General features: G+C 46.6%; 22 protein-coding genes and 2 pseudogenes. 17 read left to right on the top strand and 7 right to left on the bottom strand.

Translation table 11 applies throughout. The features are described from left to right. Positions 1-274 precede the first annotated feature (274 nt). From PSE7367_RS01385 to msrA, 6 genes and pseudogenes are all read left to right on the top strand, one after another. The gene (locus PSE7367_RS01385) at positions 275-1,213 is read left to right on the top strand and encodes an EthD domain-containing protein (RefSeq protein WP_015163571.1); all 939 of its coding nucleotides are present in this window, start codon (positions 275-277) and stop codon (positions 1,211-1,213) included. 26 nt (positions 1,214-1,239) lie between these two features. Beyond that, a pseudogene (locus tag PSE7367_RS23115) lies at positions 1,240-1,581 on the top strand (carboxymuconolactone decarboxylase family protein); the annotation flags it as partial. Positions 1,582-1,623: 42 nt separating this feature from the next. Beyond that, positions 1,624-1,959 (top strand): carboxymuconolactone decarboxylase family protein, encoded by a 336-nt coding sequence (locus PSE7367_RS23110; protein WP_413773416.1) that lies wholly within the window; start codon positions 1,624-1,626, stop codon positions 1,957-1,959. 381 nt (positions 1,960-2,340) lie between these two features. Next, positions 2,341-2,910: a hypothetical protein gene (locus PSE7367_RS01375; RefSeq protein WP_015163569.1), complete on the top strand. Its 570-nt coding sequence runs from the start codon at positions 2,341-2,343 to the stop codon at positions 2,908-2,910. Positions 2,911-3,266: 356 nt separating this feature from the next. After that, the gene (locus PSE7367_RS01370; RefSeq protein ID WP_015163568.1) at positions 3,267-3,881 is read left to right on the top strand and encodes a DJ-1/PfpI family protein; all 615 of its coding nucleotides are present in this window, start codon (positions 3,267-3,269) and stop codon (positions 3,879-3,881) included. A gap of 470 nt (positions 3,882-4,351) precedes the next feature. Beyond that, a complete protein-coding gene (msrA, locus tag PSE7367_RS01365) occupies positions 4,352-5,023 on the top strand; it encodes a peptide-methionine (S)-S-oxide reductase MsrA (protein ID WP_015163567.1) in 672 nt (223 codons plus the stop codon). A 225-nt stretch (positions 5,024-5,248) separates the two neighbouring features. On the opposite strand, the gene PSE7367_RS01360 is transcribed toward msrA, so the two are convergent. Continuing rightward, positions 5,249-7,261 (bottom strand): serine/threonine-protein kinase, encoded by a 2,013-nt coding sequence (locus PSE7367_RS01360; protein WP_015163566.1) that lies wholly within the window; start codon positions 7,259-7,261, stop codon positions 5,249-5,251. Positions 7,262-7,485: 224 nt separating this feature from the next. Between PSE7367_RS01360 and PSE7367_RS01355 the strand changes: the two genes are divergently transcribed. After that, entirely contained in the window at positions 7,486-8,442 is a 957-nt protein-coding gene (locus PSE7367_RS01355; RefSeq protein ID WP_015163565.1) for a branched-chain amino acid ABC transporter permease, read from the top strand. On the opposite strand, the gene PSE7367_RS01350 is transcribed toward PSE7367_RS01355, so the two are convergent. Next, positions 8,433-9,020: a hypothetical protein gene (locus tag PSE7367_RS01350; protein ID WP_015163564.1), complete on the bottom strand. Its 588-nt coding sequence runs from the start codon at positions 9,018-9,020 to the stop codon at positions 8,433-8,435. The two genes, PSE7367_RS01355 and PSE7367_RS01350, sit on opposite strands and share 10 nt — an antisense overlap. A 900-nt stretch (positions 9,021-9,920) precedes the next feature. Between PSE7367_RS01350 and PSE7367_RS01345 the strand changes: the two are divergent. Next, positions 9,921-10,155 (top strand): annotated as a pseudogene (locus PSE7367_RS01345) (DUF4277 domain-containing protein); the annotation flags it as partial. Positions 10,156-10,157: 2 nt separating this feature from the next. Here PSE7367_RS01345 and clpB read toward each other — a convergent pair. Continuing rightward, the gene (gene clpB, locus PSE7367_RS01340) at positions 10,158-12,785 is read right to left on the bottom strand and encodes an ATP-dependent chaperone ClpB (protein WP_015163563.1); all 2,628 of its coding nucleotides are present in this window, start codon (positions 12,783-12,785) and stop codon (positions 10,158-10,160) included. 648 nt (positions 12,786-13,433) lie between these two features. Here clpB and PSE7367_RS01335 point away from each other — a divergent pair. Continuing rightward, complete coding sequence (locus PSE7367_RS01335) at positions 13,434-14,252, top strand: peptidylprolyl isomerase (protein ID WP_015163562.1); 819 nt, start codon at positions 13,434-13,436, stop codon at positions 14,250-14,252. A gap of 180 nt (positions 14,253-14,432) precedes the next feature. Next, the gene (locus PSE7367_RS01330; protein ID WP_015163561.1) at positions 14,433-15,671 is read left to right on the top strand and encodes a beta-ketoacyl synthase N-terminal-like domain-containing protein; all 1,239 of its coding nucleotides are present in this window, start codon (positions 14,433-14,435) and stop codon (positions 15,669-15,671) included. A 161-nt stretch (positions 15,672-15,832) separates the two neighbouring features. Here PSE7367_RS01330 and PSE7367_RS01325 read toward each other — a convergent pair whose 3' ends face one another. Together PSE7367_RS01325 and PSE7367_RS01320 are read right to left on the bottom strand one after the other, a co-directional pair. Further along, on the bottom strand, positions 15,833-16,483 hold the full coding sequence (locus PSE7367_RS01325) for a Uma2 family endonuclease (RefSeq protein WP_015163560.1): 651 nt from the start codon (positions 16,481-16,483) through the stop codon (positions 15,833-15,835). Positions 16,484-16,486: 3 nt separating this feature from the next. Continuing rightward, positions 16,487-17,014: a DUF4330 domain-containing protein gene (locus PSE7367_RS01320; protein WP_015163559.1), complete on the bottom strand. Its 528-nt coding sequence runs from the start codon at positions 17,012-17,014 to the stop codon at positions 16,487-16,489. 538 nt (positions 17,015-17,552) lie between these two features. Here PSE7367_RS01320 and PSE7367_RS01315 point away from each other — a divergent pair. The 4 genes from PSE7367_RS01315 to PSE7367_RS01300 all read left to right on the top strand — a co-directional run bounded on the left by PSE7367_RS01315 (position 17,553) and on the right by PSE7367_RS01300 (position 21,145). Continuing rightward, positions 17,553-18,686 carry a sulfate ABC transporter substrate-binding protein gene (locus PSE7367_RS01315; protein ID WP_225882671.1) on the top strand — a complete coding sequence of 378 codons (1,134 nt, stop codon included), beginning with the start codon at positions 17,553-17,555 and terminating at the stop codon, positions 18,684-18,686. Positions 18,687-18,767: 81 nt separating this feature from the next. Beyond that, a complete protein-coding gene (cysT, locus tag PSE7367_RS01310) occupies positions 18,768-19,601 on the top strand; it encodes a sulfate ABC transporter permease subunit CysT (protein ID WP_015163557.1) in 834 nt (277 codons plus the stop codon). Then, the gene (cysW, locus tag PSE7367_RS01305) at positions 19,591-20,496 is read left to right on the top strand and encodes a sulfate ABC transporter permease subunit CysW (RefSeq protein ID WP_015163556.1); all 906 of its coding nucleotides are present in this window, start codon (positions 19,591-19,593) and stop codon (positions 20,494-20,496) included. Before cysT ends, cysW begins: the two co-directional genes overlap by 11 nt. A 121-nt stretch (positions 20,497-20,617) precedes the next feature. Beyond that, positions 20,618-21,145: a Holliday junction resolvase-like protein gene (locus PSE7367_RS01300; RefSeq protein WP_015163555.1), complete on the top strand. Its 528-nt coding sequence runs from the start codon at positions 20,618-20,620 to the stop codon at positions 21,143-21,145. Between the two features lie 7 nt (positions 21,146-21,152). Here the strand turns inward: PSE7367_RS01300 and PSE7367_RS20940 are convergent, their stop codons facing one another. Beyond that, complete coding sequence (locus tag PSE7367_RS20940; RefSeq protein WP_083883759.1) at positions 21,153-21,284, bottom strand: S8 family serine peptidase; 132 nt, start codon at positions 21,282-21,284, stop codon at positions 21,153-21,155. A gap of 339 nt (positions 21,285-21,623) precedes the next feature. Between PSE7367_RS20940 and PSE7367_RS01295 the strand changes: the two genes are divergently transcribed. Both PSE7367_RS01295 and PSE7367_RS01290 read left to right on the top strand, forming a co-directional pair. Next, positions 21,624-22,367, top strand: coding sequence for a M48 family metallopeptidase (locus PSE7367_RS01295; RefSeq protein WP_015163554.1), 744 nt, complete (start codon positions 21,624-21,626; stop codon positions 22,365-22,367). An 18-nt stretch (positions 22,368-22,385) separates the two neighbouring features. Then, complete coding sequence (locus PSE7367_RS01290) at positions 22,386-24,344, top strand: ArsA family ATPase (RefSeq protein WP_015163553.1); 1,959 nt, start codon at positions 22,386-22,388, stop codon at positions 24,342-24,344. A 4-nt stretch (positions 24,345-24,348) separates the two neighbouring features. Here PSE7367_RS01290 and PSE7367_RS01285 read toward each other — a convergent pair whose 3' ends face one another. Next, positions 24,349-24,945 carry a pentapeptide repeat-containing protein gene (locus PSE7367_RS01285; RefSeq protein ID WP_015163552.1) on the bottom strand — a complete coding sequence of 199 codons (597 nt, stop codon included), beginning with the start codon at positions 24,943-24,945 and terminating at the stop codon, positions 24,349-24,351. Between the two features lie 960 nt (positions 24,946-25,905). On the opposite strand from PSE7367_RS01285, the gene PSE7367_RS01280 reads away from it, so the two are divergent. Further along, a complete protein-coding gene (locus PSE7367_RS01280) occupies positions 25,906-26,544 on the top strand; it encodes a hypothetical protein (RefSeq protein WP_015163551.1) in 639 nt (212 codons plus the stop codon). Positions 26,545-26,624: the final 80 nt, after the last annotated feature.

Here is a 26,624-nt window from a genome sequence, read left to right as displayed (position 1 = left end):
AAATATATAACGCGATGTGCAACTAAGAGCGCTATAGAAAAAACACCGTAAACAGCTAGACATAGTGACGTTGGCTCAATATTAAAGACTGGCTCTTGGTGGCGATCGCTTTATCTAAATGTTTCTAAATGCTTCTAATAATTGATTGATTGCCTCAAATTGCGAAAAGTTATTAAATATCTTTGCTGCAAATATTAACTAATCCTGATAAACTCAGCAGCCGTTGAAGCATAGCGCTAAGCTGTTGGTTGAAACAAGCAAGAGAATTTGTCAAATGTCTAGCGAAGCTGCCAACACCAGAGTTGATTTTTCAGCCAGAGATCAGGAAGGGGAAGTTGCCTTTTATGTTTTGCTGTGGAAGCGCAAAGGCATCACCCTGGAAATGTTCGATGATTATTGGCGGGATGTGCATGGCCCAGTTTGTGCCAGGTTGCCCGGTCAATATCAATATTGGCAATACCACGTTGCCCACAATGAGGGTGGGATTTGGCCAGAGACCGATGGGATTAATTCGGTTTCAACCCCCGAGGAGCAATTTGATGGCATTGCCGAGCTTACTTTTAAGTCAGCAGAAGATCGGAATATCTGGTTTAAGGCAGCGGCGATCTTGATGGATGATGAGCATAATATTTTCAGCAAGGCGATCGGCTATAACACCAACCCCGGCAATTCGATTACCTACTGCGATGGGATTGTCAACGGTCAACCGAATGGCAAGGCGCTCGCCTCTTTGACCAAGTTGTTGGTAATGATCCGCAAAAAAGACGATGTCAGCGTTGAGGATTTCCGTAAGTTCCTATCTAAAGACTATGCCGCCGAAATAGCCAAAAGTCCTTACATCTTGAAACTGCGCTTGCATCTGTTTGAGGAAGTAGATAATACCCGCCCACCCGCCGCTGGGGTTGCCCATGGCGAGGATGCGGAGCTGAACTATCAAGCGGCGATCGAAATTTGCTTTGAAGATAAACTGAATATGGAAAACTTCTTCAAATATTGCCCAAGCTATTCCAATGCCTGTCAAGATCAAGCAAAATACATCAAGGATTTTTACACTTTCCCCAATCGGAGTACCTACACCTTCGTCTACGATGGCCAAATGACGCTTTCTGGCAAGCGCAGTTCGACGGTAGCAGGATTGATCAGCAGCATCGGCGCGATCAACCAGCTCGAAGAAGATGTGATGGATCTGATGATTGGTAAAGCAGGGCGATAAACAATAGGTTTTAGTAGGAGTGCAAAATGCCTTACGAAAATGCAGTTCTAGATGATCTTGACCTCCAGGCTGGCTTAAGTGGCATCAATCCCAAATTTGGGGATTTTTGTACGCGTGCCGCTGGAGAAGTCTGGGGCTTGCCGCTAATCAACCAGAAACTGAAAGCCCTGATTACGATCGCCATTGATGTGGTGAACCAGGATCAAGTCGGTCCCGGTAATCCCTATGGTGCCCATGTGAATATGGCAATGATGCAGGGTTCTAGCCGCGATGAGATCGAAGAGGTGCTGCTGTTTACCTGTATCTATGCTGGGTTCAATAAAGCAGCCGGCTCCTTTGGCGCTCTGAACGAGATTTTGGGGCCAGCCCCAGAGAAACTGCCGGATGGAGCCCTGGACTACGATCCCAAGGTGCTAGAGAGTACAGGCATCAAAGAAGATCTAGCTAAGCTGGATAGCGAATTTGGTAGCTTGTTCTATCGCTTGGCAGTGCAGGTTTGGGGTTTGCCGATCATTAGTGTGAAGGACAAGGCACTAATTGCGATTGCGATCGACATTGCCCACCAGGATAAAGCCGCTGGTGAAGTTGATCCATTTATTGCCCATGTCAAAATTGCCAGCCAAAATGGTGCCACCAGAGCTGAGATCAAGGAAGTGATTACCTTTACCTGTGTATATGCTGGGTTTAACAAGGGAGTTAGCTTCTTTGCCAAACTGCAATCACTTCAAGATAGTGACTTGCAATAGTTGGGCTAGCTTCTTAAGCTTATTAGTTTGTTCTGGCTGCTGACTAATATCTAACTTCCAGATCTAAGCAGGTCTGTGGTAAAGATGCCGCAATAACGAGTGATCAATTAAGTGAGCAAGATAAGACTGGTACTCTATTTCTGTCCTGACTTCAACTTTAGTGCCGATCTATTAGTGCTGCGATGTCAAGGTGCGAACAGAAAGGCATTAACTAAACTACTTCCAGCAGGTATGAACTAATGATGAGCTAGTTTAATTTATTAGGTTCGTTAATTAATAATGCCTGGATGCGATTAATTTGCAAGCTGGCAATTAAGATTTAGGGGCGATCGCAAACATCTTTCTGATTCTATTTCTGATTCCAAACAAGGAGAAAACGCAATGGTAAAGAAGAGAACTAGCTACTATAAAGACCTGAGCGCTGATTATTCCAGACCTGGCCTGGTCTCGGATCAAATGAAAGCCAAGTTACTCGAAGATGCGGCCAAGTATATTGCCCTGAAGGAAGATACCTTGCCAGCGATCGATGCTAGTTATACCGCCGAGCAGATCGAGAAGGAAAATAAAGACTGGTGGCCAACCCATTGCGAAGCCCTGCGCCAGGGTCGGGGCGATTTGCTAACCGGAGAGTATCGCAGTGACCTGGTTTATTTCTGTCAAGACGGCCCATATTATGGCCTGGATGAACAAAAAGAACGGGAGCAGCACTGGTGGGCATTGATTGCTCAGCCGAATGTGACGATGTGCTGGCCGATCGTGATGTTCTGGTCAGAGTTTGTGCATTTTGAATGGTATTGCGTGGATGATGAAACCAACGAAGCGCTTGCCAAGGGTACGGTTTCCTGGGTGCGTCGTGGCCATCGTGGCGCTTGCTACTACAAGAGTGAACAGCTTACCTTCTATCGTGATGTGTTTGCCTCGCCAGAGCTATTAAAACTAATCACCACTTAGATTTAGCTTCAGCTTCAATCATTAACTACTAATCGCTAGCTCTGCCAGTTATTATGTCTGGCTCAGCTAGTTATCATGATCCAGTAATCAAGACCAATCAATATAGCCCTAGTGCAGATTCTAGAAATCGCATTGGCAAGAAATAGCGATCGCCTTGGTACAAACCACAAACCTCGAATAGTTAGATCAAATCCTCTGGATCGCCCGCAGATGTCAACTAATAGGCATAAAGATCCCAATCATTTTTAGTGCAGGTATTCAATAGGACTTGATATTAGAGCAACCGGGCATAGTACCTTGATAAAAAATTACTAGGCGAACTTGTAAACCTGATTCCACCCCATTGAAATTAACCCATGTTAGTAGCAGCAGAAACCGAAAAGAAAGGCAAAATCGGTGTTTTGATTGAAGATCACTTCGATCAAACCGAATTCCATATGTTCAACGACTATTTCCCTAAACAGGGCTATGAAGTTGAATATATTACCCATTTGTGGGGACAAGACTCACTCTCATTTGGTGGTAATCCCGATGATGGTGACTATAACGTAGCCCATGTCACGGTTGAGAAAGAAGTTAATGACGTGAGCTTAGATGACTATGTTGGCTTTATCTGCATTGGTGCCTATGCGATGGATCGCTTGCGCTATCAAGTTAACGTAAAACCTGGCCAAAAGAACAATGCGCCGGCAGTGGCTTTCTTGCGTAAGGCAATGGCTAAAGAAGACCTCAAACTGGGCACGATCTGCCATAGTTTGTGGCTGTTCTGTGCGGATAAGGATTTGTTGGCTGGCCGCAAGGTGACCTGTGCCCATAACATCATTTCGGATGTGGAAAACACTGGCGCTGAAGTGATTTATGACAACGATGTCACCGCTGATCTGGTGGTGGATGGCGATCTCATCTCTGGCAAACATCCCGGCGTGACCCAGGAGTTTATGGAAAAGTTTATTGAAGAGATTGAAAAGTAGATTTTAATTTTTAACTAGGCCTTGCATTCCCTGAGATTCCTGGGCAAGGCTGGAATTAGTGAAGCAAAATATTAGTTAACTAATAGATCTACCAGGTTGATCCTGGTGGATTTTTTTGTAGCCCTTTTGTGATTATTATTTACCCTGTGGATACATGACAGAAACAGCGATCTCCCTGAAAATAGCAAATAAGATCAACGTATCGATCGCACAGTTTATTCATGTTCAGAGAACTAAACAGTTAAAGCAAAGGAGTCAGGTTAACCAAACCTAATTACTTTTATCTGATCAGTAAGCTGGAACGTAATAAATATAAACGTAATAAATATAATGAATTAAAACTAGCCCACAACTGCGATCGTAATTCTTGCTATAAATCAGCTTAATCAGCACTCATTTACCCCCAAAATATAAGCAGCATCAAACTAACAGAACATAGCAAAATAAAACAGAACCAAGAGGAAAAACACATGGGACTATTTGGATTAGGTCTAGGGAAAAAATTAAGTCTACCCAAACCCGAAGAAGCATTACCAGGCCGATCGGCACCAATTCCTACCGCCGAGAAGCATTTTATCAATGGTAATTCACTTGAACCACCGTTCCCAGATGGCATGGAAACCGCCATGTTTGGCATGGGTTGCTTCTGGGGTGCAGAGCGTAAATTCTGGCAACTGGAAACCGGTATTTATATTACGGCGGTTGGTTATGCTGCCGGGGTTACGCCGAATCCTACCTACCGAGAAGTATGCTCCGGCATGACTGGCCACAATGAAGTGGTGTTGGTGGTGTATGACCCAAATCAAATTAGCTACGAGCAATTGCTAAAGACCTTCTGGGAGAATCATAATCCCACCCAGGGGATGCGCCAAGGCAACGATACGGGCACTCAATATCGATCGGGCATTTATGTTTATACCGAAGCTCAAAAGCAATTAGCACTAGCTTCACAGCAGAGCTATCAACAGGCACTGAATCAGGCTGGCTACGATCGCGCGATCACCACTGAAATCATTGATGCACCTGATTTCTATTATGCCGAAGACTATCACCAGCAATACCTGGCCAAGAATCCGGCTGGTTATTGTGGTTTGGGTGGTTGCAATGTCGATCTACCTGCGGTAGCTGTTAATCAAGCATAGATAAAAGTGACATAAGCTATAGCCCAACCTTAATGCAGCTATAATTTAGCCTCCACATAGGCTCACATAAATCTGACTGATCATCCTGGTTATATTGTTATATCGCCAACAGATTGGTCAGTTTTTTTGCTCTTTATATCCCTTAGCTTTCACTTCTTTTATGTATTAAGCAGGCTCTAAATAACCTAAATAACCCTTAAAACTGTGACTATGTGACTATAGAAACTACTTAATCGCCACATTGATCCGAAAGTCAGTGGCGCGATCGCTAAATACCCTTACTGTATATTGCCCCGCTGTAGTGCCACTAATCTGTTGTTGATTGCTATTGGGCACAGTCGGCCACACAAACCCACCATTGGGATCATAAACCTCAATTCGGGCATCCCCCTCGGTCATCATCACTACCAGCGTACGCCCCGCATCGACATTAAAGCTATATTCCTTCACTTCTCCCGCATTAACCGTGCCCGCAATCTGCCGGGTAGTTCCCTGCGGTACTTCCACATCTTGATCAGAAACCACCGCATCAGGATCACTATCGGTATCTTTGAAGTTGGGATCAGTGGTCACGCTTGGAGTTGGTGCTTCGGTTGGAATTGGCAATTCCGGCTCTTCTGGTTCCAAAGTTGCCGCCGCTTGAGCTTCCGGATCGGTTAATTGCAAATCCAAGTTAAAATCACTCTGGGAAACCCCCGGCACCGTTTGGATTGTTACAAAATACGATCCACTAGCTGGTAGCTCCCCCTGCCAATAGCCCAGTTCAATCTGGTTGGAAGTGCTATTAATCGGGTCTTGGTCTTCAAAATCCAGGCTCATCACCAGGCCACTCCCCGCAAGTGATGCGGTCAGCACATTCCCCTTATCACCGGAAATCCGGTAGACGATCGCCTGGCGGGAATTTACTTTGCCATTGGCGGCGGCAATTTTGACCCCCGGTTCAGTCCCATCATTCAGTAAAAGATTGCGATTGACCTTGGTTACCGGTGGCTTAGTCGCAGCAGTAGGCCTGGGCGAAGGCTCAGCGGTGGGCGTTGGTTCGACCACAACTGGCTCCGGTTCTACTTCAGCAGTACGATCGCGGTTAAAAATCAATGAAGTTATGCCCCAGGAAGCGACCCCAGAGAGCAGCACTACCAGTGCCCCCAGCAGATAAGCGCCCAGTTTGTTCTTGGATTTCCGGCGTTTTCGCCGCGCTGCCACATGGGATGCAGTCTCTTCTGCATAAACTGTATGTGTGGGAGCCGCATAGGTGGAGCTAGGAGCATTACTTCGATGCTGAGGAGCACCGACCGCCATCGTGCGCACCTCCGAAACCGCTGCCTGATTCATTTCCAATGCATGCAAAACCTCGTCACTACTGCTATAGCGGTTAGAAGGTTTATAGCTGAGCATTTTATTGAGAATCTGCGCCAGCCCAGAATTTACACTTACATACTGCTGCCACTGCCAGCTCAGGCTCGCATCATCAAACAAGTCCTGCGGCTCTTTGCCCGTTAGCAACACGATCGCCGTTACCGCCAGGGCATACAGATCGCTATTGGCATAGGCACGGCCAGATTGCATTTGTTCCGGTGGCGCATAGCCAAGTTTCCCGGCTACGGTGGAGGCAGGCAGATCGCCTAAATGGAGCCGAGATAGCTTGGTGGCAGTTTCTTTGACTACGCCAAAATCAATCAAAACTGGCATCCGATCGCGCGACCTGAGCATTAAATTTTCCGGCGACACATCACGGTGAATAATATTGCGATTGTGGATATAGCCCAGAATTGGCAAAACCTGCGAGAGTAAATTAATAATCTCTGACTCAGTAAAAGCTCTTCCTTCGAGCGATCGCTGTTTTAAAATTTCCCGATAGGTCTGGCCTTCCACATAGTCCTGCACCAAAAACAAACGCCCATCTACCGCAAAGGTGGCTCGAAATTCCGGCACTTGCGGATGCTTGATTTGATAGAGAATACTTGCTTCGCGCTGGAACAATTGCTTAGCCTTATCAATTATTTCCGGCGATTGATTGGTGGGGATAAATTCCTTTAGCACGCAAACTTCATTAAAGCGCTCTCGATCCATTGCCATATATGTGCGCCCCATACCGCCGCGACCAATTACTTGCTTGATCTCATAGCGATCGCGGAGAACTGAATCCAGTGGGAGTGAGGGTTGCATAGATATTTTGCTATGTCCGAGCTGACTACTAAGCTGGGGATTGAGCGTACCGGAAGGATTTTCTAACTGCATACAATCGTACTACCTACCTCAATGATTGGGCTAGATATATTTACCGGTAGAATTAGCTAGATACCAGGATAAGTTGAAAAGCTTGGCGATGCTAATGGCCTGATAGCCCTAGATTTAAGACGGTGGCGCTGGGCGATAGTTCCTGATATCTTGATTCTGGCGCGATCGCACAATCCAGATCTACTCTAGCAAAATCCATCTTTATTACAGATATAGCTTTGCTTATGGCTGATTTTTTTAATGCCTACGGTTTTTTGATTGTCTCGATGGCATTTGGTGCAGTGCTGGGTCTATCGGTGTATTTACCCTTAATGGCTGGGCAACTTTCGCTGGCCACGCCTGGTTTCTATGCTCTGGGTGGCTACATTGCGGCGATCTTTTCGACTCAGGTTTTTACCACTGAGGCCAGTTTATTCCCAATTCCACTGGTATTGCTGGAAATTGGCATTGCCGCGATCGCTGCGGCTGTGCTTGCTATTATTGTTGGCATCCTGGTACTACGACTGCGGGGCATCTATCTGGCGATCGCCACGATCGCATTTGTGGAAATCCTGCGGGTGGCTGCGCTGAACCTGGAAATTACTGGTGGTGCGGTGGGGATTTTTGCGATCCCGCAACCGTTCCAAACCTCGATCGAATATTTGTGGTTGGCTCTGCCGTTGCTGCTGCTCAGCGCCTTGTTTGTGTTTCGCCTGGAGCGGATTCGGGTGGGCAGAGCGTTTACGGCGATCCGCGAAGATGAGCTGGCCGCTGCTGCAATGGGGATTAATCCCACCTACTACAAGGTATTGTCTTTTACGCTTGGGGCGATCCTGGCTGGCATGACTGGGGCGATCAGTGCCCATTTCCTCAATACCTGGAATGCACGGCAGGGGACTTTTGACGCCAGTATTATTTACCTGGCGTTTGTAATCATTGGCGGATCGCGTAATTTCCTTGGCCCGGTGGTGGGTGGTATGGTACTAACCGCTTTGCCAGAGTTACTGCGGCAGATGGCGGGGATCGGTGGTATTCCTACTTGGCTGGAGCAGTTTTTGCACGATGGCAGGTTAATTATTTTTGGCGTGTTGATCGTGATTGGTAGTATTTTTTACCCTCAGGGGATCATCCCGGCAAGTTGGTTTAAAAAGCGGGGTAAAGTCAAAATATCCACTCAAAGCCATGCAACAAATCACAAATAAATATTCTCGCCACCCGACTGAGTAAACTGCACCTCACTCACATCAAACGAATTTTCCGTTAACGTCGCCTCGATCGCCTTGAACAAGGCAAACTGCTCACAGGTCGAAAGCGAAGTAATCGTACGACGGGAATTTGGCGCCACGGTAATATCCACGATCGCCGTATTGCCATCCAGCGTCACGTAATATTCCGCCACATTGAAATGGTCAATATCTTGATTCTCAAACAAGTTTTGCAGCGTAGCCGCCACCATCACTTCCTTTGAAGCAGTGCCCACCGATGGGATCGGGATTTCAGTCTTGTCTGAGACCAAGGCTTCACATTGACTATCGGGGTGAAAAATCATCACCGTAGCGGTCTTGGCGATCGTCTTTTCGCGGCCTTCCCTGTTGGTGCGATCGCTAGGCTGAGCAGGTGTTTCGGCCGTGGGTTTGGTCTCTTCCGCTGGCTCGGCGACCGTTTCAATATTCTCAATATTTTCAGTGGTCGCAGGATCATTCTCATTGCCCCGCTGCACCGTAGGCAGGCAACCAGACAAAAAGGCTAAACAAATTAAACAAGCAAGTAGTTTTTTCACAACGATCGCCACCTTCTTCCCAAAATAGTGACAGGATAAATAGTCCCGGAAAAGCTTGATTCTAACTCAACTTTGCTGAGCTAAAGGGATCAAAATATACCGCTTCTCTAGGCCTATAGATGTTGACCATCAGAGAGTGCTAAAAGTTCCCAAATGCTTGCATAGAGAGAGGTAATTGCATTTGAGTTGAATGTTTTTACACCAGTAGTTACTGGATAAGTTAATAAGATTACTAATCACAGTGCCTGAGTCTGTTTAGAAAATAGAATCATTGCCACATAAAAACTTAAAATATTAGGCACCGCTGGTGGTAAGCAGTGCCTTGGGTGAGCCGAAGCTCTGTGATTAGTTCATAGAATGGTGAGTTCAATGAACTTTTAACTGATTTGGGGATTCGACTTAACCGGATCCTTGATTAAATCTCCACCCGGAAATTAAATGGTAACAATAATAATAATGCGCCTATTTTGCAGTTGCGTAAATTTTCAAACCTGCAATTTCACAGTCACAAATATGCACGACATTCAGTAGATTCGAGTACGACCTTTTCTGGCTTTTTCCGGCATCTTAGCTATAATTACTTTTCTGGATCGGGAAATATTGATATCTAGTTTGATCTCTAGGATTAATCCACACTGTCTCACCCGATTGGGTGAATGCCACAGCACGAAGCAAAAAGTTGCCAGAGCAGGCAAAGTATATTCAGGTGTTCACTTTGTCTCCTCGTTGAGATGGAAGAATTAATGAGCTCGGCAGCGATGTCGGGCTTTTTTAGTTTTATCCCACATTTTGCGGTTAAGGAATAGAATTAGATAATTTTGCAACAGTCAAAGCAAGATAGTGGAAATCAAGGTAGAGAACCTAGACCATCTAGGCATCGTAGCCGGAATCATTGACGAGATGGGACTAGTCAAATAAATGTATTAACCGGAATATAGGGACGCATCCAAAAGAGATCGTGAGCCCCGGCGAAGTAGTGAAAGCGATGATTTTGAACGGTTTGGGATTTGTGAGTGCGCCGCTGTATTTGTTCGAGCAATTTTTTGTGGGCAAAGCAACTGAGCATCTGCTGGGGGAAGGAATTGCGCCAGAGCACCTCAACGATGACCGTCTGGGAAGAGTTCTAGACCAAATTAACTAAGTAGTTACAGCCTCAACAAAATCAGGGGTGAGCTTTTTAAAGGTGGGGCGTTCATTTTCAATATCCACAAAAATTGTATCGCCCTCGCCAAACTCACCGCGCAATAGAGATTTAGCGATCTGGGTTTCGATCTGCCTTTGAATGATACGCTTCAGCGGCCTTGCCCCATAGACCGGGTCATAACCTACCTCTGCAATGAAGTCCAGCGCAGCCTCCGAGAGCTTTAGCCCCATCTTACGATCGACCAACCGCTTTTCTAATCGCTTGATTTGCAGCTTCACGATCTCCCGCAGCTCTGCCTTCACCAGGGCATGGAAGATGATGATCTCATCGACCCGATTGAGGAACTCTGGGCGGAAATTAGCGCGCAGGGCATTGATTACTCGATCGCGCATTTCCTCATAGCGACTGTCGTCGCCGACCACATCCAGAATAAACTGTGAACCAATGTTACTGGTCATGATAATCACAGTGTTTTTGAAGTCCACTGTGCGTCCCTGGGAGTCGGTCACCCGACCATCATCCAGGATTTGCAACATGATATTAAACACATCCGGATGAGCTTTCTCAATTTCATCAAACAAAATCACCGCATAGGGACGACGACGCACGATTTCAGTTAGTTGACCGCCTTCTTCGTAGCCAACATAGCCGGGAGGCGCACCAACCAGGCGCGAGACGCTGTGCTTTTCCATATATTCCGACATATCAATCCGCACCATCGCATCTTCAGCGTCGAATAGATAGGCTGCCAATGCTTTAGCCAGTTCTGTTTTACCTACACCGGTCGGCCCCATGAAGATAAAGCTGGCGATCGGTCGGTTGGGATCGGCCAGACCTGCCCGCGATCGTTGAATTGAATCGGATACAGCGGTCACAGCTTCCGATTGACCAATCACCCGCTGATGCAGTTCATCTTCCAGGAACAGTAGCTTTTCTTTTTCTGTCTCTACCAGTTTGCTAACCGGAATCCCTGTCCATTTGGAAATAATTTCGGCGATGTCTTCTTCAGTTACCTCTTCGCGCAACAGACTCAGGCCACTGGTTTGTGCTTCCGCTAATTTGGCCTCAGCGGTTTCCAGTTGGCGATGCAAATCCGTAAGCTTGCCATATTTCAGTTCAGCGGCACGATTAAGGTCATAGTTGCGTTCGGCCTGTTCGATTTCCACATTGACGCGATCGCTTTCTTCTTTGAGTTGGCGAATCTGGTCAATCACTTCTTTCTCGGCTTGCCATTGTGCCGTCAGGGTCGATTGCTCACCCTTCAAATTGGCCAATTCTCGATTGAGCCGATCGCGTTGCTCCACTGCATCGGGGTCATTATCTTGCTTGAGGGAGAGTTTCTCCATCTCCAGTTGCAAAATCTTGCGATCGATTTCGTCCAGTTCTTCCGGTTTGGAAGTGATTTCCATTTTTAACTTGGCCGCTGCTTCATCCACCAAGTCAATTGCCTTATCCGGTAAAAAGCGATCGCTGATATAACGGTTAGACAAAGCCGCCGCTGCGATCAGAGCATTATCAGCAATCTTGACCCCATGATGAACTTCATAACGCTCTTTCAGACCGCGCAAAATTGAGATCGTGTTTTCAATATTCGGTTGATCAACATAAACCTGTTGGAAACGACGTTCCAATGCGGCATCTTTCTCAATATATTTGCGATATTCATCCAGCGTAGTTGCACCAATACAACGCAGTTCACCCCTGGCCAGCATTGGCTTGAGCAAGTTTCCCGCATCCATTGTGCCCTGGGTTGCGCCAGCACCAACTACCGTATGAATTTCATCAATAAACAACACAATATTGCCATTGGAGCTAGTCACTTCCTTTAGCACCGCTTTGAGGCGTTCTTCAAACTCACCGCGATATTTAGCGCCAGCGATCAGCGCACCCATGTCCAGGCCAATTAATTTGCGATCGCGCAGTGATTCTGGCACATCACCACGAATGATCCGCTGTGCCAAACCTTCGGCGATCGCGGTTTTACCTACGCCAGGTTCCCCGATCAAAACCGGATTATTTTTGGTGCGGCGGGACAAAATCTGAATTGTGCGGCGAATCTCATCATCGCGGCCAATAACTGGATCAAGCCTACCTTCCCGTGCCAATTCGGTCAGGTCACGGCCATATTTTTCTAACGACTCGTATTTATTCTCAGGATTTTGATCGTTCACCTTCTGATTGCCACGAATTTGCTCAATAATTTCTCTTAACTTGGCTTCCGTTAAGCCTACTTCCTTAAATAGTCTTTTGCCAAAGCGATCGTCTTCGCCATAGGGCAATATCATATGTTCGATCGAAATAAAGTCATCACCAAAGGCTTTACGTTCATTTTCGGCCCGATCGAATAATTTATCTAAGCTATCACCTAAGTAAACCGAAGAGTTGCTACCAGAAATTTTGGCCTGACTATTAATAAAGGCTTCAGCACGATCGCGCAACATTTGCACACTGATGCCTGCCTTCGTAAAAATACTAGCGGCTAATCCTTCTTCGTCAAGGAGGGATTTAAATAAATGTTCGCTCTCGATTCGCTGTTGCTGAGCCGCTTTGACAATATCGGGGGTGCGTACGATCGCTGCCCAGGCTTTTTCGGTAAATTGTTGGGGGTTGGTTGGTTGCATGTTTCTCTCTCGCCCTGCTCGCTGATTGGAATTGCTATATTTTGATTTTTTTTAACTTAAGTTGCTTGGCCTATTGCGGCATCTCTAATTAGGATTTGATTTTTATTTTAAAATCTGGTTCAAATTACATTTAATAATAATAAAACTGGATTATTTAGTAATATTTCTATGCGATTGCTTTTAATCATTGTTCACATTGTAGGCGCGATCGCTCGATCGACAGGATCGGTTCTACCCCTTAATTTGGGTGTGTGTAGCCGTAATAGGTAGCCCTATGCTGGAAATGATCACAGCAACTAAGCAATGTAATTTAACTGCTTCCCAGGGCAGAATTAATTTTGCAATTGAGGAACTATTTGCCTGGTATCAGCTTCAATAGAGCCAAAGTGCAATCAATTAATATGACTGGCCTATGACTGGCCTATGACTGGCCTATGATCGATCGTATTTTCATATTTTCATACTGCGATCGCTTACCTTAATGATTGCCGCTATGGGCTTCGAGCCAAAACATGGCAAGATATAATGCGAGTTAGTCTTAGGTTCATTGCCGAAAAGGGCAATAATAGTAACCTTGATTCGATTAGCTCTAGAGATATCAATAACAATATTGACGATTAAGACGATTTAATTATTGGGTGGAAAACTATGGTGCGTTGGCTAATTAGTGGTTTATGTGTAGTTAGTTTGGTGCTGTTGACTAGCTGTAGTGCGCCTGGATTGCCAGTTGATGATCCCAGCGATTTTCCGACAACCTCAGCAGTGACCGAATCAGTCGAAGCCGTAGATGATGCTGCGATCGATGATCAAGCTGTTGCGGCTGAAGAGTCGGTTGCGGCAGATACTCCCCAGGAAACTGAAGTAGCTCAGACCGAAGACCCACTAGCGGGGTTTGCCAAATTAGAAGGCGAAGCGATCGTAAAGATGGAGCTAGACTATGGCACTGTGACCATGAGTATTGATGGTGAAAATGCTCCGGTTACGGCGGGTAACTTTATTGATTTGGTCGATCAAGGTTTCTATGACGGCCTCAAGTTTCATCGCGTGGTCAAGGAACCCACTCCATTTGTAGTCCAGGGCGGTGATCCCCGTGGTAATGGCACTGGTGGATATGTTGATCCGGCCACTGGTAAAGAACGCAATATCCCGCTCGAAATTTTGCCCGACGGCGCAGACACCCCCACCTATGGCCAGGTGCTTTCCCCAGGTACAAAGCCAGTTTTGATCCATACTAAGGGTGCGTTATCAATGGCCAGATCGCAGTTCCCCAACTCGGCCTCTTCGCAGTTTTATATCACCTTAGCTGATACCAACTTCCTCGACGGTTCCTATGCGGTGTTTGGCTATGTCACTGATGGAATGGATGCTGTGGAGCAGGTTAAGCAAGGCGATCGAATTCAATCGATCGAGGTGATTAGTGGCCTGGATCAGCTCAAGCGACCCCAACCGACGGCTACAGAAGGTTAAGAGGATTAAAACCCTGGTAACTCCAATTTGCTACGGAACTGGTTCTGCCAATTTTGACCAATTTTGATTAGTATCAGTTATGCCTCTATTTTGGGCTTAGGAATGCTTCCTTAACTGTGACCAAAACTGTGACCAAGGCGATCGCGCTAGGCTAGAGCCAGACCAAAACTAAATGTAGGCATGACCAGGGTAGTTGTCACAGGCATAGGCTTAGTCTCGGCGCTAGGGCAGGATCTGGCCTCAAGTTGGCATAATTTGCTAAGGGGCAAGTCGGGGATCAGGTTATTTAACCATGACGGTGCCAAAATCCCCCTGGCGATCGCTACCCCCCAGGATCGATCGCCGCTGCTGCCGAAAGAATATATTTCCCCAGCGCATCTACCAATTCAAAGTAGCGCCTTAGGTTTCCTGCAATCTGCCACCAATGCAGCCCTGATTGATGCGGGAATAGCTGCACAGTCGAGTGAGCTAGGCAATTGCGGTGTGGTGATCGGTTCCAGTCGCGGACAACAGCAGCAGATTGAACGCGCTTTGCATCACTATAAATCTGCCTCCAGCAATAAAAATAGCAATCAGTCTCAGGCTGTGCTAGATCTAGATATCTACAAGCTGCTGCCGAATTACTTTGCCACCGCGATCGCCCAACAAATTCAAACCCAAGCGATCGTTACTGCCCCCACTGCCGCCTGTGCTACGGCTAACTGGGTGATCGCCTACGCCTATGAGCTAATTAAAACTGGCCAATGCCAAACCGTGATCGCTGGTAGTACCGAAGCACCAATCACGCCCTTGGGGATTGCTGGATTCAAAAAGCTAGGTGCAATGGCCAAAACAGGCTTGTACCCCTTTAGCCAGGAGCGGGAAGGCTTAGCCTTGGGGGAAGGAGCGGCAGTATTGATCATTGAATCGCTTGAAACTGCCAAGCAACGCGATCGCCCTAAAATCTATGGCGAGGTGCTGGGCTTTGGCCTCACCAATGACGCGGGACACCCTACTAGTCCCGATCGGGATCATCTACAGGCAGCACAGGCAATTAAAACCTGCCTGGAACAAGCTGGAATTACTCCCGCTCAGGTAAGGCATATCAATGCCCACGGTACGGCGACGGCCCTAAATGATACCGCTGAGGCCAGTTTAATCCAACGACTTTTCCCCCACCGTCCCTACATCAGTGCGACTAAAGGAGCTACAGGTCATGCTTTGGGGGCAACGGGAATGATCGAAGCGGCCTTTTGTTTACTGAGTCTGCACCAGCAAAAGCTGCCACCCTGCGTGGGGTTACGATCGCCTGCATTTGAGCTTAATTTCGTGACGCAAGCACTTAAACCCGATCGCCCGATCGATGTTGCCTTGAATTTCAGCTTTGGCTTTGGCGGTCAGAATGCGGTAGTGGCATTTGGCAAATTTGAATTTGATTAGCATTAATAAATAATCCACTGCCAAGATAACGAGCAATTATTTTGGGATGATTTAGTGAGCCGATCGCTAAACCTTTGCCTATCTGATAATAATCTATAATCTATGCCCCCTGTCTTTATGCGCTTAATTAGAAATTAGATCAGATAGTATTTTTCAGGCTTTTATTCAGAAGTAGCGATCGATGCTCTTACCCAATCTCGAAACTCGCGCATGGTGGCAGCACTGCCAAGTTGTTGGCTCTGAGTAATTAGCTGCGGGATCTTAGTAACTAGTGGCAAATCAGGAAAAAGACTGCTAGTAGCAGATTCCACATAACTGCCATCCTGGAGCAAATTAATTTGCAAACGCACACCGTTATAGCGCCACAACTCCGGCACTGCCAGGATTTGATAATTGTCAAATTTGGTGCGGGAGGTAATATCAATCTCGATCGCCAGATCCGGTGGTGGGTCTATGCTCAAGTCAATCCTTTGCTTGCCGCGAATTGCGATGCAGTTTTGAATATAAAACGACTCATCGGGCTCGATCGCCTGCATCATGCTGGCATTCTTGAAGGTAGTTGAACCAGCGCATTCATAATCCCGGCTCAATTCAGTGAGCAAAACCTTCACAAAATCCCCTAGCAAAGATTTGGCATGTGCATGGGTAAAGAGCGGGGTCATAATCTCCAAAGTGCCATTGCTAAAGGAAAGTCGTGCTGCCCGACGATCGCCTAACTCCGCTAGAATCTGTTCAAATTCTGGCCAGGTTAAATTATTTAGCAAAGTGCGATCGCCCGGTGGCACCACAATCTGACTTAATTGCAAGAGCATGGCCTATTCCTCGTAACGAATATCCATCACGCTACCGCGCATTACATATTTGGGGCTTTCGATTTGCACCTGGGTGCCAATTTTCACCTTCTCGCCACTAAAAATCACGCCATCACTAGTGACCTGGGCATTACCAGCCAGGGTAATTGCAAAATCACGCACATATATTTCCGATAGGCGGGGGTCTTCGAGCGCCTCTACTGTGCCATCTGGCATTGGCACTGGCACTTTGGGGATCAGGGCTGCGGCGGCGGTAATTTCCACTTCGCCCCGGGGATTGTTACGAATAATAATCTGGGTCTTTTCACCAGTCTGCACCAATTCATCGGGATAGCGCACCGTCAGACCACGTACCATGATTTCTACTTCCACTGGTTTAATTTCCGCCGCCCCAATCTGGGCAATGGTGTCGCCACCTTTACCAGGCACTAAAAATAAACCAAACAGCGCAATCACGATCGCCAGAATTGCACCGAGATCGAGAATGCTGACCTTGCCAAATAAGCGCCCTTGTCGATCTAAAATAGCCATTGATTACTTCTTACTGTTTTTAACAAAACTGCTACAGAATCTATTTGGTATTTACCTTAGCTTTAAATCACTGACTCGTAATAACTACTGCGAATTGAATCAATCTAGCCTGATCCTGGATCGATAAAGGCAAGCGCAAAAATCTCAAATAGCTTCGATCGCAATGTATTGAGATCAAGATAATTGATACCAGGTTAGACGATAGCATTAATTGAGTTGGCAAATATAATTTAACGTAGCGAACAGCTAAGAACTACAAATCCTGTGCCCTTTATCCTGGTAATGATTAACACTAAACTACTGCTGATTCAAGGGATTCGGTTTGGCAAGTATGATCAGCACTTGCGTACTATTAGTAATTTAGTAATATTTAGATCAATCTTGCTTAATACTTCGTCCGAGAAAACACTTGCTAACCTGAATTAACGAGTTAAATCAACCTTCTCAGCCGTAAGTTGCCAGGGTTGCCCTTTCCATCTAGGATAGCTTAAGGCTATTCAATCTACGGTAACTACATCGGGTAAGTGGTGTTTGTCCAGTGAAATTTAAATCAACCGATCGATTTTGGCGCAGGTGGCACATGTGGCGATCGCAATTCAAAGGTTTGTGGCTATTTCTGGTGGGAATTATTATAAGCTTGACGATTGCGGCTTGTAGTAATTCGGGCAATTCGATCGATCCTGCGATTCAATCCAGTCAACTAGGGCACAATGGCACCGATCAGATTACCCTGGTTGCTTTTGCCGCCAGTAAATCCGCCTATGATGAAATTTTGCCCCTGTTTGAGCAGCAATGGCATGAACGGACTGGCCGTAAGGTGATTTTTAGTCGTAGCTTTGGCCCTTCGGGTTCCCAGGCTCGTGCTGTGATCGATGGTTTACCTGCTGATGTAGTACATCTAGCGCTGTCGCTGGATGTAAATAAAATTGAAAAGGAGCAGTTAATCAACCCCGGTTGGCAGCAAGAATTACCCAATGGTTCGATCGTTGCGAATACAGCCCTGGTCTTGGCACAGCGTAATAATAGTTCATCCCACCGCGATCGGCCTACGCCATCGATCACCACCTGGTTAGAGTTAGTTGAACCAGACGTAGAAATTGTGACCGCTAATCCCAAGACCTCTGGGGCAGCACGGTGGTTTTTCCTAGCGATCTATGGCTATGGCTTGGCAGAATTCAAGCAACCTGCACCAGCACTTGAATTTGTGCGTAAGTTCTATGGCAATGCGATCGTGCTTTGTCGGGATGTGCGCGAAGCCATGACAGTATTTAGTCAACAGGGTCAGGGGGATGTATTGATCAGCTATGAAAATGAGCTACTGCTGGCCAAACAGAAAGGGCTTGATAATAGATTTATAGTGCCAACCGACATCAACATTGCGATCGATACGCCGATTGCGGCCATAGATGCCAATGTGGTAAAGCATGGTAACGGGGAAGTGGTTAAGGCTTTTACTGAATTTTTGTTTACTCCCACGGCTCAGCGAGCATTTGCTAAATCTGGTTTTCGTCCGGTTAATCAGCAAATTAAGGCCGAATTCAGCGATAAATATCCAGTTATCAATAAAATGCTGACAGTGGATGATTTTGGGGGCTGGGATCGCATTCAATCTGAGTTTTTTGCCGATGGGGCGGAGTTCGACCAGATTCAAGCTAGCCTGGGCGATCGTTAATTAATCGATCGCTAATTTAACGACCATTAATTTTATGATAGACAAGCTAGTTCAACTCAATTCGATCGCTGCTTCGACCGCATGACTATTGCTCCGCCACCAAGATCGCGTCAAAATCGCCGCATTCCCTACATCTGGATTGTCACCTGGACATATCTAGCCCTGATGCTGTTTTTGCCGATCGCGGCTCTAATTACCAAAGCCCTGAGTACCACGCCGCAGCAGTTCTGGGAAATTGCCACCAGTGCGATCGCCCTTTCTGCCTATGACGTAACTTTCATCACGGCGCTGGGAGCAGCATTGGTAAATGGTGTATTTGGCACCTTGATCGCCTGGGTGCTGGTGCGCTATGAGTTCCCTGGCCGTAAGTTAATTGATGCTGCCGTCGATCTGCCCTTTGCGCTGCCCACTGCGGTGGCGGGAATCACGTTGGCCACGGTTTATAGTACCAATGGCCCGATCGGTGCATTGCTAGCGCCTTTGGGGATTAAGATCGCCTTCACCAGGGCAGGGGTGTTTTTGGCGATGCTGTTTAGCTCTATGCCCTTTGTGGTCAGGACATTGCAGCCAGTGTTGCAGGAGCTAGAGCCAGATGTGGAAGAAGCAGCGCGGAGCTTGGGGGCATCTCGATTGCAAACTTTCTGGTATGTGATTCTGCCGCCATTGGTGCCGCCGATCCTGACCGGCGTAGCCTTGGGCTTTTCCAGGGCGGTGGGTGAATTTGGTTCGGTGGTAATTATTTCTGCCAATTTGCCCTTTAATGATCTGATTGCGCCAGTTTTGATATTTCAGCGCCTCGAACAGTTTGACTATGCTGGTGCCACGGTAATCGGCATGGTGCTACTAGTAATCTCACTATCTTTGCTTTTGGTGATCAATTTCTTGCAGCGTTGGGGGCAACCGCATGGCAACTAAATCATCCGTGGTGGTCGATCGAGCAGGCCAGGAAGGTCAATATAGCCAGAATTTGCAGGAGCGCGAAAAGCAGCGCAAATGGGTGAAATATTTATTGATTGCGATCGCTGTCACTTATCTGGGGCTGTTACTGGTATTTCCGGTTCTGAATGTGGTTTATGCCGCATTTGCGGATGGATTTGGGGCTTTTTGGCAGGCGCTTAGCACCGAAGAATTTTTGAGTGCAGCCAAATTGACGATCGTTACTACCTTAATTGTGATTCCGATTAATACTGTCTTTGGGCTTTGTGCCGCCTGGGCGATCGCCCGAAATCAATTTCGTGGCCGCACGCTGTTGCTGAGTATGATCGATTTGCCCTTTTCGATCTCACCAGTGTTGGTGGGGCTGATGCTGGTGCTGCTCTATGGTCGGCGGGGTTGGCTCAATCCATTCCTAGAATTTGTAGACATTAATATTATTTTTGCCTTGCCGGGAATCGTGCTGGCGACCGCGTTTGTGACCATGCCTTTTGTGGCGCGGGAGGTGATCCCAGTGCTAGAAGAACTCGGCACTTCAGAAGAAGCGGCGGCACGCACCCTGGGCGCAAGCGATTTTCAGATCTTCTGGCGGATCACGCTGCCCAATATTCGCTGGGGATTGCTCTATGGACTGTTGCTAACCAATGCCAGGGCGATCGGTGAGTTTGGGGCGGTGTCGGTGGTGTCGGGTAATATTATTGGCAAAACGCAAACCCTGCCGCTGTTTGTGGAGGAGGCTTATAAGAACTATCAATCGCAAGCTGCCTTTGCGGCGGCGGTGGTGCTGGGGGCTTTGGCCTTGGTTACTTTGATTTTCAAGGAAGTCCTGGAGCGCCGCACTCAAAAAGTGGTCGAGGATAGTGAAAATAATTCCTAAGCATACTCATCTTCGACAACAATGAGTCTCAATTATAAGTGAGATTTTGGCAATAAATATTTGTGATATGCTAATCTAAAAAATATTGCAGTAAAATATTTGATCGTTGGGTTTTCTAAATATGTCAGATGGCATCATTTATTTCTTGCTAAGTATAATCATAGTAATTTTGGCAACCTGTGTTGCTTTCTTGGCATTGTTGACATACAAATTAAGCAGTAATCTATCGAATAGAGCAAGAAGCTTGTATCAAGAATGGCGTGCCAACGACTACGAAAATCTTCTTCAGGAACAAAAGGCGATTGCCCTAAGAGAGGCAGAAGTTTCATTGCAAGAATGGAAAAGTAAAAAAGAAAAAACAATCAGGAATGATGCAATTTCTCGTAGCAAGTCTGCAATTGCGGCGAGGGTTAGGGAGCAATTTTCACCCTACTTTCCTAATATGAGTTTCAACCCAAAGGATGCCCGTTTTATTGGTAGCCCTATAGATTTAGTCATTTTTGACGGGCTTGATAACGGAAAAGTAGAGAATATTATCTTTGTCGAAGTTAAGACAGGTAGTTCATCATTATCTGAAAGGCAAAAGCTAATCAGAGAAGCAATCCAGTTAAAAAAAGTTATTTGGTCTGAGCTAAGGATCAGTAATTAGAGTGATTCTAAACAGTAATGCCTGTGGGGTTGGCAGTGGCGATCAAAATATTCTTCACCTGATCGGGCTGATCGGGGGAAAGTCTGGGATTGGCCTGCAACATCAAAGCCACTACTCCGGCTACACGGGGCGTTGCCATTGAATTATTACATCCCTAATCTGGGGGATTCGCCATACTCAGGTTTAAAATTTAGACTCATTTGCCGTGGCGCAGGTTCAAAACGTCAGCTTAAACAAGATTTCTAAATGCTCAAATAATGGCTGAGATATGGCTGAGATTATGATTATCTTGTTTCAACGCTAAGCTTCTACGACAGTTTTATGGAACTGAATTTGCCCTTGTGTAAATGTAGACAACAAACCGATCGGGTTGAATAATTCATTAATTTAACTACCAGATCTTAGTACCAGATCTTAAGTATTGGCATAATATTAATTGGTGAATTAGCCACAGCTAAGGCAGTAGGGGAGAGCCCAGATGACGATCGATTTGCCTCAATATTCAGTGCGCGAAAGTAAACGAGCCAAGCATCTGCGGATCGAAGTCTCACCTCGGAAAGGGATTCAAGTGATCGTGCCCTATGGCTATGACCAGAAAAACATCCCTGCTATCTTGCACAAAAAGCAAGCCTGGTTAGAAAAGGCGATCGCCAAAATCAATTACCAGCAAGAATATCTGGCCGCCCAGAACCCTGATGTTCTGCCCAAGTCGATCGCCCTAGCCTCAATTAATCAAACCTGGCAGGTGGAATATCAAGCCAGTCGCTCTAGGCACGTGATGGCCGCCGAGCTATCTGAGCCCGATGCCAGTGATTCTGAGCGTCTGCTGTTGGTAAGTGGTGCGATCGAAAACATACCTACCTGTAAATCCGTCTTACGAAGCTGGCTCACCCAAACCGCCTGGGAGCATCTGGTGCCCTGGTTGCGGGAGGTGAGTATAGAGTTTGGCATGGGTTATAGTAAAACGGCAGTGCGGGGGCAAAAGAGCATTTGGGCCAGTTGTTCGAGCAAGAAAAACATTAGCCTTAACTACAAATTATTGTTTTTGCGATCGCCCCTGGTGCGCTATGTGTTTATCCATGAACTTTGCCACACCGTGCATATGAACCACTCCAAAAGGTTTTGGGCATTGGTGAGCAAAATGGAAGCGAATTATAAGCAACTAGATGCAGAATTGAACGATTGCTGGCAAGTAGTGCCCACCTGGGTTGATGCAGAATAATTAGGCTGCCAAGGAGTTATGGAAGAATTAGATCGGCTGCATCTGGCCATGTTCAGTGGCAAGGGGGGAGTAGGTAAAACCACGATCGCTTGTGGGTTTGCGCGGCGCTGGGCGCAGTTATTTCCACAACAAAAAATATTACTTCTGTCCACTGATCCGGCTCATTCATTGGGGGATGTGTTGCAAGCGGAGGTGACAGATCAGCCGATCGCCCTGGCGGATTTGCCCAACTTGCGGGTGCGATCGCTCTCCGCTGAGCATTTATTGCAACAATTCAGGGCTGAGCATGGCGATGATTTGGAACTGCTGGTGGAGCGGGGCAGTTTTGTGGCCGGGGAAGATCTGCAACCAGTCTGGGATATGGGCTGGCCGGGGTTAGATGAATTGCTTGGTTTGCTGGAAATCCAACGCTTGCTGACCCAGAATGAAGCAGATCGCCTGGTGGTGGATATGGCTCCGAGCGGACATACGCTGAATTTATTTGGCTTGAGCGATTTTCTGGATGTGTTGATCGATTCGCTGGACTTGTTCCAAGAAAAGCATCGGGTGGTCAGTCAAGCCCTGGCGGGGAAATATCAACGCGATCGGGTCGATCAATTTTTAACCCAAATTCGCGCCGATCATGAAGCTGGTAAAAAGTTACTCCAGGATCGAGAGTTTACGGCTTGTTTGTTGGTGGCGATCGCTGAGCCGATGAGTTTGCTGGAGTCGAAACGTTTTTTAACCCGATTGCAAGAGCTAGATATTAATTGTGGCGGTATTTTTGTTAATCGTCTGATTGGTCTTGAGGATGAATCAAATTCTAATCAAGCTAATCAAGTTGATGTCATAGCAATTGAAAATAACAATGCCCAGGAAAGCGATCGCTATGCGGAACAGCAGCAACTCTTGCAACGATTTTTAGAACTGGCTCAAGGGGGGCAAGAATCAGAATCAAAAAATTCTAGCCCGATTTTCACCCTCCCAATGCAATCGCAGGAGCCGGTTGGTGGCGATCGCCTGGATCAGTTAATTAAGCAATTGCGATCGCTGGATCAAGTTGCCATCCCTGAGACGATCAATGTGCAATTCCCCGCCAAAATCCCGCCAGGGTTGCCTGATTTCATTGCCAATGATCGCAAATTAATTTTAATTGGTGGCAAAGGTGGCGTGGGTAAAACCACTGTGGCGGCGGCGATCGGTTGGGCGATGGCGCAAAAATATCCCGCGCAAAATATCCGCCTGATTTCGATCGATCCGGCGCATTCCCTGGGCGATGCCTTTGGTAAGCAATTAACCCACCAACCCCAAAATTTAAGTGCAAATCTTTCTGCCCAGGAGATCGATGCGGATCTGATGCTGGAGCAGTTTCGCCAGGACTACCTGTGGGAATTGGCGGAAATTATCAGCGGTCAGGGTGAGTCAGATGGAGCGGTGCAGATCGCCTATAGTCCCCAGGCATGGCGGCAAATTATGGCGCAGGCATTACCGGGGATCGATGAAATGCTGGCGCTGGTGCAGGTGATCGAATTACTGGAATCCCAGCAACAGGACTTGATTATTCTCGATACTGCTCCCACTGGCCATCTGTTGCGATTTTTGGAGATGCCAGCAGCGATGGGCGATTGGCTGGCCTGGATTTTGCGGCTGTGGTTAAAATATCAAGACATAATTGGTGGGGTCGATTTGATTGGTCGGCTGCGTAACTTGCGGTTGCAGGTGGTGCAGACCCAGAAAAAGCTGAAGGATGCTAATCATACTGAGTTTATTGGTGTGGTGCAGGCGCAGAGTGCGATCGTGGCGGAACATGCCCGTCTGGTTGAAACGTTGCAGGCCAAGGGCGTTGCCCAGAATTATATTGTTCACAATCGCTATGTGCCTGGGATTGAGCTGCCGCAGGATTTTGGCACAGCGCAAACGATCGTGCGATTGCCCAATTTGCCGCGTCTGGTGGAACCACAAACCAGGGTGGAGGGGGCGGCGAGGCTTTTGTTTTAGATAACTAGCCGTGAATCGAGCCATCCGGCATGATCGCGCCCTGGAAATTAGCCCTGTTCATATAGGCACCCTCCAACTTGGCACTATCCAGGCTAGACATCACAAAACTTGCCCCCACCAGGTTCGCCCGACTCAGATCCGCGCCATTCAAGTCCGCTTCACTCAGATTTGCGACAATAAAATTGGCTTCGCTTAGATCTGCCCCGATCAAGCAAGCCCGGCTCAGATCTGCCCCGCCCAAATTCGCCTCACACAGATCCGCCGCACTCAGGTCAGCCCCACTCAAGTTGGCCTCGCTCAGATTTGCTCTGCATAAAATTGCTCCGCTCAAATCAGCCCGCACTAAATTTGCCTTGCTCAAATCCGCGCCATCCAGTTGCACTGCACTGAGGTTTGCCCAGCTAACATTTGCATTGCGAAAACTAGTATTACGCAGATCGCAGCCGCTTAAATTTACTTCCTTCAGGTTGGTTTCACCAAGATCGAGCCCAGATAAATCAGTCTCACTGAGATCAACTGGAATATGTGAGTTTTTCGCTCGCCAGTCATTCCAAATAGCAGAGCCCGATTTCAAAAGATCAATATGTTCAGTATTTGCCAAAATAAACTACGTCTCCTCCACTGAACTGATAGCAGCGCCCATAATGCGATCGTCACGGCGACACATTATATCTGTTTAACAACTTAATTAACTAGATAACAGAAAATAATAAGCCACGCTAGTTTTTTTAATCATAAACGAGTTTATAAATGTGCAATTTGAACATAATTAAGGCCACTCAAACCCTTAGTATAAATAACTAACATAAATAATCAGGCTACTAAAACTGTATTCATAACAGGTTTTAAAAGTCTCAGGCCGAGACGCAATGACTGAGTTAACATCTATGATTTAGTTGTTTTTGTATTAATATTTATATTAATAAAATATATTAATGAAAAAGCTGGTTTAGGTTCACTGGCAAGGTGATTTGATGGCTAGAACTTTTTTGAAATGGATCGACTGGTAGCCTAAGTTCTTGACTGGTTTGGCTCGATCGCCACAATTTAAAGCCTTGTTAAGACCTAAGCATCACCTTTTGATGTTTAGAAGTTTAGGGAAGCGGCCTGTGTGCGCTTTCGTTCCTAGACATAGCCCACCCTAGTTTTAAGTTTGTTACCTGTTATTTAACCTGTTGTAGCAGCATCAGCTCAGACGGATTGGCTCGGACGGATTGACTGATTAACTTTGACGGATTGGCACCGATCGCTATTTACTAAGGCTTGGCAGGGCGATCGTTAGGTTGCTAGCTTCAATTTTTTGCCTCATAGCCTGCATCTACCTCGTCTAAATTGGCTCTTACCAGAGCTACTCGATCAATAATCAAATAACCATAATGATTTGTGATTGTTTAAAACTAGATCGACTAAATATCGACTAAATGAAGGGCAAATAAGATTAGTCGCCCTAACAACATATAACTAACATGTAACCTAATTTGATTTTTAATTAAACGAGGCAAACTGCTGCAAATTCAATAATCGCGCTTTTATTAAAACTATACTTTTACCTTTGACCGCTATGGCTGAATTGAAAAAGACCGTCTTAATGGTACATCTGGATTCTGAGCAAGAGCAGCTATGGTCTAGTGCCCTTGAATCCCAAAACTTGGTAGTTAGCTGCCAAAGCTCGGCGATCGACTTGGTGGAGCTACTCGACTCTATGCAGCAAAGTGGCGACCCAATTCCAGGCTTAATATTAGTTGATTCTGGTTTAAAAGCACCTGATTCACAAACCCTTCAATCTAGCTCAGTGTGTCAGTGGGGGGCTAAAAATTCCCCTGCACTTAAAGTAGTGCTGTTTAATCCCAGACAAGACAAGATCAAAAGCATCGAACAAAGCTGGGCAGTGCGACGGGGTGCGGCGGATGTTTTACCCCGGCTGAACAGCGAGAATTTAGTTGCTTCAGTAGCCAGGGTGGTATCACTGATGGGTGCAGTTTTGGAGCAGTCATCCTTGGAGGCGATCGCTAATTCTATGCCTGGGACTGCGCCAGAGGTTCCGCCGACCACCAACTACTTTGCGCCGATCGAGGATGTTGATGATCAGCCAGAGGAATCAGAACTAGAATCTGAATCAGAATATTATGAGCCAGTTCCCAGGCGGCGACGCAAGCCCAAACCAGGTTTGATTTATCGTGGCGTTAAAGTCAAAAAGTAGTTAATTCGGTTCTGACCGTTAATTAATTTGGCCGCTTTGACCGATCGGCATATTTATGATCGGGTTTGCTGAGGATAAAA

The sequence above is a fragment of the Pseudanabaena sp. PCC 7367 genome (assembly GCF_000317065.1).
Lineage (GTDB): Bacteria > Cyanobacteriota > Cyanobacteriia > Pseudanabaenales > Pseudanabaenaceae > Thalassoporum > Thalassoporum mexicanum.
The sequence above is the reverse complement of the archived record's forward strand: the minus strand, read 5'-3'. Positions and strand labels throughout refer to the sequence as shown.

Coding starts and splice junctions, on each gene's coding strand:
- PSE7367_RS01385 (WP_015163571.1), top strand. CDS start 275: ATGTCTAGCGAAGCTGCCAACACCAGAGTTGATTTTTCAGCCAGAGAT.
- PSE7367_RS01375 (WP_015163569.1), top strand. CDS start 2,341: ATGGTAAAGAAGAGAACTAGCTACTATAAAGACCTGAGCGCTGATTAT.
- PSE7367_RS01370 (WP_015163568.1), top strand. CDS start 3,267: ATGTTAGTAGCAGCAGAAACCGAAAAGAAAGGCAAAATCGGTGTTTTG.
- msrA (WP_015163567.1), top strand. CDS start 4,352: ATGGGACTATTTGGATTAGGTCTAGGGAAAAAATTAAGTCTACCCAAA.
- PSE7367_RS01360 (WP_015163566.1), bottom strand. CDS start 7,261: ATGCAGTTAGAAAATCCTTCCGGTACGCTCAATCCCCAGCTTAGTAGT.
- PSE7367_RS01355 (WP_015163565.1), top strand. CDS start 7,486: ATGGCTGATTTTTTTAATGCCTACGGTTTTTTGATTGTCTCGATGGCA.
- clpB (WP_015163563.1), bottom strand. CDS start 12,785: ATGCAACCAACCAACCCCCAACAATTTACCGAAAAAGCCTGGGCAGCG.
- PSE7367_RS01335 (WP_015163562.1), top strand. CDS start 13,434: ATGGTGCGTTGGCTAATTAGTGGTTTATGTGTAGTTAGTTTGGTGCTG.
- PSE7367_RS01330 (WP_015163561.1), top strand. CDS start 14,433: ATGACCAGGGTAGTTGTCACAGGCATAGGCTTAGTCTCGGCGCTAGGG.
- PSE7367_RS01325 (WP_015163560.1), bottom strand. CDS start 16,483: ATGCTCTTGCAATTAAGTCAGATTGTGGTGCCACCGGGCGATCGCACT.
- PSE7367_RS01320 (WP_015163559.1), bottom strand. CDS start 17,014: ATGGCTATTTTAGATCGACAAGGGCGCTTATTTGGCAAGGTCAGCATT.
- cysT (WP_015163557.1), top strand. CDS start 18,768: ATGACTATTGCTCCGCCACCAAGATCGCGTCAAAATCGCCGCATTCCC.
- cysW (WP_015163556.1), top strand. CDS start 19,591: ATGGCAACTAAATCATCCGTGGTGGTCGATCGAGCAGGCCAGGAAGGT.
- PSE7367_RS01300 (WP_015163555.1), top strand. CDS start 20,618: ATGTCAGATGGCATCATTTATTTCTTGCTAAGTATAATCATAGTAATT.
- PSE7367_RS20940 (WP_083883759.1), bottom strand. CDS start 21,284: ATGGCAACGCCCCGTGTAGCCGGAGTAGTGGCTTTGATGTTGCAGGCC.
- PSE7367_RS01295 (WP_015163554.1), top strand. CDS start 21,624: ATGACGATCGATTTGCCTCAATATTCAGTGCGCGAAAGTAAACGAGCC.
- PSE7367_RS01290 (WP_015163553.1), top strand. CDS start 22,386: ATGGAAGAATTAGATCGGCTGCATCTGGCCATGTTCAGTGGCAAGGGG.
- PSE7367_RS01280 (WP_015163551.1), top strand. CDS start 25,906: ATGGCTGAATTGAAAAAGACCGTCTTAATGGTACATCTGGATTCTGAG.